A 5541-nucleotide genomic window follows, 5' to 3' on the forward strand; every position below is an offset into this window, starting at 1 on the left:
CCAACCGGTGATAATCGGCCCCGAGATCGCACCCAAACCGTTGATAAACACCATCCCCCCCGAGGCGGCGGCCATATCGTCATAATCAAGAAAATCGTTCGTGTAAGCGATCAACAGCGAATAGAGCGGATTGGACATGCCCCCCACAAGAAAGGCCGCGATGATGAGAACGATAAAACTGCCGCCACCAACCATCGCCAAGACGGCCCCAGCCCCACCCAATGCGGCGGTAATCATAATCAGCAACCGTCGATCCATGCGGTCCGAAATCCACCCAAGCGGATATTGGATCACCATGGCCCCAACATAGAAGGCCGCGACAAAAATCGAGATCTGGCCAATCGATAGCCCCGCCTCGGATCCATAGACCGGCGCCATGCCAAATTGCGCCGAGAACACGCCCCCTAGCAGAAACATACCAATCACACCCAAAGGCGATATGCGCAGCAGTTCTTTCAGCGACATAGGCTTGGTTGACTCAAAGGCTGGCGTCGGGCTGATCGACAGCAAAATCGGAGCAAAAGAGATCGAAACAAGCACCGACGAGATCACGAACAACACGTATCCCGACGGGTCCGCCAACACCAACAGCCCTTGCGCACTGACGATCCCAACCATCTGCACGATCATATAAAGCGACAACGCCTGCCCACGGTTTTCGTTTGTGGCCGAGTTGTTCAGCCAGCTTTCCGCCGTGACATACACGCCTGAAAAACAGAACCCGATGATGACACGCCCCAAAACCCAAGCCAGCGAGTTCGGCATCGCAGGATAAAGGATCAGCACCGCCGAAATAAACGAGGCCAGCGCCGCAAAGACCCGCACATGCCCGACGCGGCGGATCATATCTGGCGCAAGCCGCGACCCCCCAAGAAAGCCGAGGAAGTAAGCCGACATCACCACGGACATCTCAAAGGTGCCAAAGCCTTCAATCGCACCGCGCACGCCCAGCAACGTGCCTTGCAGCCCGTTGCCAACCATCAAGAGCATCATGCCCAATAGCAACGCCCAAGAGGATGTGAGTACCGATATCATTAGCTGCGTCCTTCGCTGTTCCGCCCCATATCGCTGCGCGCTCTGGTAGACGCTGTTATGTGGACGACAAATCCGATGTCGTTTTCAGTTCATGCTCATTTTTGTCGGGAAACAACAGCGACGCATCCCCATACGAGAAAAAGCGATAGCGGTTTTGCACGGCGTGATCGTAGATCTTTTTGACCCGTTCTTGCCCCATCAAAGCGGACACCAACATAAGCAACGTCGATTGCGGCAGGTGGAAGTTGGTCATCAGCGCGTCAGTCACTGCAAACTGAAACCCCGGATAGATAAAGATGTCCGTCTTTCCGACCCACGGCTGAATAGCCCCACCACCGTCCCGCGCGGCGGTCTCGATCAGGCGCAACGCCGTCGTGCCAACCGGTATGATACGCCCCCCCGCGGCCTTCGTCGCGGCAATCTCAGACGCAGCCTTTTCAGTAATCTGCCCCCACTCAGCGTGCATCTTGTGGGTCGTGACGTCCTCAACCTTCACCGGCAGGAACGTCCCCGCGCCAACGTGCAGCGTCACATGGGTCATCTCGACACCGCGCTGTTTCAGCAGGTCCAACAAGGCATCGTCGAAATGAAGGCTCGCCGTCGGGGCGGCAACAGCGCCCGTGTTTTGCGCCCAAACGGTCTGATAATCCTGATGATCCTGCAAATCTGCGGGGCGCTTGGCCGCGATGTAAGGCGGCAGGGGCATGCGGCCAACCTCGGCCAGAGCCTCGTCAAACGCGTCCCCCTCGCAATTGAACGCCAGCTTCGCCTGCCCGTCCGCCTTCGCCGTCAAAACCGCCGATAGCGCGTCTGAGAACACAATCATCTCGCCTTCTCGGATTTTGCGCAGCGGTTTGATAAGCGCCTGCCACGTCCCGTCAGCCTTTGGCTCGAGCAGCGTCACTTCCATCTTTGAACTGGTGCGCCCGGTCTCGCCGTCGCGGAAACGTTCCCCGAACAACCGCGCAGGGATCACCTTGGTGTCGTTGAGCACGAGCCGATCCCCCGGGCGCAGCCACCTCACCAAATCCGTCACCACCGCATCGCTGATGCGATCACCTTCGGCGACCAACAACTTGGCCGCGCTACGGGGTTTTACAGGTCGGGTGGCAATAAGATCGTCCGGTAGGTCGAAATCAAAATCTGACAGCTTCATTCAGGGGCTTCCGGCGCGGGTTTGCGGAAAATGTCTCGAAACAGCGAGGGCGCGAGTGCCGAGAACGGGTTCACGTTGATCTGAGGATCATCTGCTGGTCCTTTGACATTGAATGTAAAGCCGATCAATCCCTCGCCTTTGCGATTGAACAATCCGCCCAGACCGTTGACCAGAAACACAGGCGTCAAAGTGCCCTGCAAATCCAATTGGTCATTCACAAAGTCATAAGTGCCATCCAGCGACAATCCGATTGACGGGCCGGTCGCGCTGGCACGAGTGAGGATAAACTTGTCCTCGGAAAAGTAGAATTCGCCTTCAACCTCGCCAAAGGCAATCCCATCAAAGTTCAACTGATCGAGCAAACCCACCACAGACACCGCATTCAGCAAGTCCGCGAACAGCGGCATATCAAGAAGCCGCACATCGCGCGCGATAAAGGTGCCGGAATAGCCCTCGGACTTTTCGACCAATTCGACGAGGATACTGCCCTGCGATGCCCGATCCAAAAGACCCAGCGCGGAAAACACTTTTCCCGCATCATCCGCCGAGACCGAAATCTTGCGCCGCCCCTCGGCATCACTCGAAATCGTTCCGCCAACATCCACCGTGTCATTCAGGCGTCCGGTAAAGCCACCCTGCATATTGTTGCCCAGATCAAATTCGCCGTCCACGTTCTGCATGGTCAGAAACTCGGACACGAACAATTCGTCGATACTGGTAAACAGCCGGCCCTGAACCGTGTCATCACCAACTGCTCCAATCCCGCCGGTGTCAGCGGTCAAGGCCTGAATATCAACACGGCCCGATGTGATGAAAACATCCGGCGCAACGCCGGACCCGTTGCCTTGAATACGCACTCCGGCGTCCAGCCAATCAGCAATTTTCATGCGCTCAAATTCAACAGCATCCAAACTCCCGTCGCCGCGCAACCCGATGCGCCCCTTGGCCGAAAAACCGTCAGCCTCAATCTCCAATGCGTCGATCGCAACCGGATCGCCCATGCTGCCAATGGCCGTCAGGGTTCCCTTCGTTGATTGCGGTTTGCTCCAACCGACAAAGCCAAGGTCCAGTCCGACCCCATTCAGATCGGACTTCAACTCAAACGTCGGGTCTTGCCCCTTGGGCAGATCGACCAAAAGATAGCCAATGCCTTCGCCGTTCACCATGCCCTCGGGCAATCCAAGCCCGAACTCGTTCACGAAATCCTGCGAAATCTCGATCTGCCCCGTCAGCGCACTGCCGTTTCCTTGCCCGGCCTCGCCGCTGCTCCAGGTCGCGGACACGTCCACCCCGCCAATACTGGCAAGCCCTTGCACAAGGATCTGCGCGTTCGTGGCGCTGACGCTCAAACTGTCCGAAACAATGGTCTGGTTCGCCACCAGCGTATCGCTTGTGACGTCCTGAACCGTGCCCTCGACCGAATAGAGATACTCATTCGGCGCAGGCTTGCGGCCAATTGGAAAGGCCAGCCCGCCAGCGAACTCGGCCTGTCCATCGGCAAGATTGACCAGATCGGTCTCATCCGCGGCCAATCCGGGAATTTGTTCAAGCAAGGTCATAACAGCCGACAGCGGCCCGCGGCCGTTCAATTGCACAACCGCATTTCCCGCCTTGTCCGAGACATCCTCAACGCTAAACACAGTGCCAGCCGCATCGATCCCGACACCCTCGGACGTGTAAATCATGCCCTCAGACACTTCGGCCACAAGCCGCCTGGCATCAAGCGTCACCCGCCCCGAGACACCCTCGCCCGGGGTCATACCCGGGGCGTATTGTATCTGTGCCTCGGCAATATCGGCGGTAAAACCAAAATCGGCCCGTTGTCCGGGGGCAGCCATCAAATGCATCGAGGCATCGCTGTAAACCGCATCGCTGATATTGCGATCCAGCCACAAACGGGCCTTTTCCGAGCGCCCCTGCGGCCAGAGGTCCACCAATTGCCGATGGTTCAATCGCGGCAGGGTGCCATCAAGCTGATAGCTCCAGCCGTTCTTTCCGCCCTTGAGCGCACCCGAAACCTCAAACAATGCGTCCTGATACCCAAGCGACGCCGAATGCAGCTTCAATTCAAAGGGTTGAAGGCTCAGCCCGAACGCAACCGAGGTGTTTTCATACACCACCTCTTGCCCCCACAGCCCGCCTTTTCTCGATTGTAGCCTGCTGAAATCAAAACGCGCGTCAAACCCCTCGGGCAAACCGTCGTCGCGCAATCGAACGGCCACAGACCCTGATGATTGCCCCGATAGCCAATCGCTATCGACCGAAATTTCGTCGATCTGCATGATTTGGGTTTTGGGGTTATAGGAGAAGTAACTGCCCGCCGACCGGAAGGGCACAGGCCGTGTCGCCTCACTCGGCTTAACAAAGCCCGCGCCAAGTTTCAGCGCCGTTGAGATCGGCAACAGGTTGCCAGCCTCATCCAGCCCGCCGCGGATCGAGCCGCTGATCGGGGCGTCGATCACCGACAACCACGCCAGAGACGCAAGTTGCGTCGCAAGATCCGCCGACGGCATTTCATCGATGGACACGCCAAAGGTCGCCCCCTGCCCGTCGCGCTCAAACCGTGAATTGGCCTCAAGCGTTGCGACACTGGCACGTCCACTCAAAAGCGCAAAATCGCCCGAGGCTTCGACCGCGTCGTCCATGATGTTCAAACGCAAACGACCACCGTCAACCGTCCACGACCGTTTGACCCGCTGGTCATCAAAGCGCAATGTGATCGCCTCGACCTCGACCGTTTCAAGAAGGCTCAGACTGTCGTATTCCAAAGCCCCAAGCAGTGTCGCCAGCGTTCCGGCCCCGTCCACCGTGTTCAAATGATTGTTCTGCTCAAAACTCAGCTCAATCGCGCCATCTTCGGCGCGCATCACATCAAGAAAGGCCCCCGAAAGGATCAGCTTTTTGGGGGCAAAGCGCCCGCCCAGAAGCGCCCGGCGCGACAGCTCGGCTTGCAAATCTGCAAGCTCAAAGATTACATCCCCATCTGGTCCGCTCAGGACTGCATTGCGCATTTGAACAATCGGTCGGGCATCCCCGTCCAACCGAAACTGCAAATCGTCAAACGCAAGATCCCCGTCCGGAACCGAGCGTGCAATGCCTGCCTCAACGCGGGTGCGCATCCAATCCGGCGCGTCCATATCGCCGCGCAGCAGCAGATAGGCAAAGACCACGAAAGCCGACAGCGCGATCAGGCACAGCCCGATGACCACACGCCAGAGCGTGCGCAACAGGATCTTGCGTTTCTTTCGCGGTTGTTCGGTCGACATGTCTTTCACTTGCTCAACTGAGCACAAAGGATAGCCTGCAATCGTGTCATTTCTACTAAATGACAACATCCGGCGCAGCAACCA

General features: G+C 57.6%; 3 protein-coding genes. All 3 read right to left on the reverse strand.

Annotation, left to right across the window (positions count from 1 at the left end; all coding sequences use genetic code 11):
• Window positions 1-1035: MFS transporter (locus tag ACFDSS_RS10755; RefSeq protein ID WP_375255744.1), on the reverse strand; the 1035-nt coding region annotated here is incomplete at its 3' end.
• A gap of 55 nt (window positions 1036-1090) precedes the next feature.
• Complete coding sequence (queA, locus tag ACFDSS_RS10760) at window positions 1091-2191, reverse strand: tRNA preQ1(34) S-adenosylmethionine ribosyltransferase-isomerase QueA (RefSeq protein WP_375255745.1); 1101 nt, start codon at window positions 2189-2191, stop codon at window positions 1091-1093.
• The coding region (locus ACFDSS_RS10765; RefSeq protein WP_375255746.1) for an AsmA-like C-terminal region-containing protein at window positions 2188-5541 on the reverse strand (3354 nt) is incomplete at its 5' end. The genes queA and ACFDSS_RS10765, both read right to left, overlap by 4 nt.

This window comes from Yoonia sp. (assembly GCF_042093035.1).
Lineage (GTDB): Bacteria > Pseudomonadota > Alphaproteobacteria > Rhodobacterales > Rhodobacteraceae > Yoonia.

What these genes read in the sequence shown, in the direction of transcription:
- queA (WP_375255745.1), bottom strand. Translation starts at nt 2,191, where the DNA reads ATGAAGCTGTCAGATTTTGATTTCGACCTACCGGACGATCTTATTGCC.